Origin of the sequence: Azospirillum sp. B506, from assembly GCF_000333595.1 — a bacterium.
Lineage (GTDB): Bacteria > Pseudomonadota > Alphaproteobacteria > Azospirillales > Azospirillaceae > Azospirillum.
Window position 1 is genome coordinate 1 of sequence record NZ_BADK01000171.1, and the last position, 1,474, is coordinate 1,474.

Here is a 1,474-nt window from a genome sequence, read left to right on the forward strand (position 1 = left end):
GGGTCGATTCATGGACGTCGGTGATGACCGGGCAGCCGAAACGCTCGCGGATTTCCGCGAAGATCGGCAGCGCCTTGTTCATGCCCAGACCGCGCGCCGTGGTGATCGAGGTACGGTTGGCCTGTCGAAAGCTCGACTTGTAGATCAGCCCCATGCCCAGCGCGCGGGTCATCTCCACCAGCGCGGCCGCGGTCTCCATCGCGTGGTCGCGGCTTTCCATCTGGCAGGGGCCGGCGATCAGGACGAAGGGACGGTCGTTGGCAATGGTCAGGTCGCCGACCTGAACGGCGCGCGGCGTGGTCATCGGAGTGCTCCAAACATATGCGGGCGAGAGGGCGTCGCCCTCCCGCACTCACCCGGCATGGATAGCCGGCTGGGGTCGGAAGCCCCTTGCATCCCACTATTCAGGAAATCGGTCAACGGCGCTGGCGTCAGGCCAGATGCGTCCGGAAGAACTCCACCGTCAGCCGGTTCGCCTCATCGGCCGCATCCCGGTCGTAATGCTCCCCACCCGGCCGGGCGAAGGCATGGTCCATGCCGGGATAGACCTTGGCGGTCACCCATTCGTTGTCCTTCACCCCGGCCACCACCGCGTCGCGCTTGTCGGGGCTGGAGAACTTGTCGTTCTCCGCGATGTGCAGCAGCAGCGGCTTGGCGATCTTGTCGGCCTCGCCCAGCAGCCCTTCCAGTCCGACACCGTAATAGCCGACATTGGCTTCGGCATCCGAGCGCGTCGCCATCATGAAGGCGAGCCGGCCGCCCAGGCAGTAACCGACGGTGCCGGCCTTGCCGGTGCTGCCGTCCTGCCCGCGCACCCAGGCGAGCGCCGCCTTCAGATCCTCGACCGCCTTGTCCTGATCCATGCCGTTCAACAGGGCGAATGCCTGGTTCCATTCCGCTTCGGTCTTGTCACTCAGTTGCACGCCGGGCTGCTGGCGCCAGAACAGGTCGGGGCATACAACCAGGAAGCCCTGCGCGGCGTACCAGTCGCACTGCTCGCGCATCACGGCATTGACGCCGAAGATCTCCTGGATCACCACCAATCCACCCGCCGGGGTCACCGTGGGCTTGGCGACATAGGCGGAAAAGCGGCCGCCGTCGGCGGCGTCAATCATCACCTCGGTCATTGTGCTCTTACCTCCCGTTGGCAAATCCGCCCCTGATATGGAGCGGACTCGGCCCCGGTCACCCCGCCCTTCGTCAGAATCCGACGCTGACGCCGACAAAGCCGCCGTAATCGCGGCGATTCTCCTCGCCCAGCCGGGCATTCAGGCCGAGCGTGCCGGTCACCGACTCCGCCAGCTTGACGGAGGCGCCGGCGGTCAGGTCGACATAGCTGCGGTCCGGCTTCGCCACCGCCACATCGTAGGCCAGCGTGGATATGCTGCGGCTTTCCACCGTGATGGTGCGCTGGTCGTCCTTGAACTCCCGGTTCAGCGTCACCTTGGCATAGGGCAGAACGCTGCCGAAATCG

The 1,474-nt window shown here is 65.7% G+C and carries 2 protein-coding genes and 1 pseudogene; all 3 read right to left on the minus strand.

Features of this window, described 5'->3' with window-relative positions:
* Positions 1 to 304 (minus strand): annotated as a pseudogene (locus I71_RS05990) (3-deoxy-8-phosphooctulonate synthase); the annotation flags it as partial.
* A gap of 127 nt (positions 305 to 431) precedes the next feature.
* Positions 432 to 1,127 (minus strand): dienelactone hydrolase family protein, encoded by a 696-nt coding sequence (locus I71_RS05995; protein WP_042692278.1) that lies wholly within the window; start codon positions 1,125 to 1,127, stop codon positions 432 to 434.
* A gap of 73 nt (positions 1,128 to 1,200) precedes the next feature.
* On the minus strand, positions 1,201 to 1,474 hold a 274-nt coding region (locus I71_RS06000; protein ID WP_042692281.1), incomplete at its 5' end, for an autotransporter domain-containing protein.

What these genes read in the sequence shown, in the direction of transcription:
- I71_RS05995 (WP_042692278.1), bottom strand. Translation starts at nt 1,127, where the DNA reads ATGACCGAGGTGATGATTGACGCCGCCGACGGCGGCCGCTTTTCCGCC.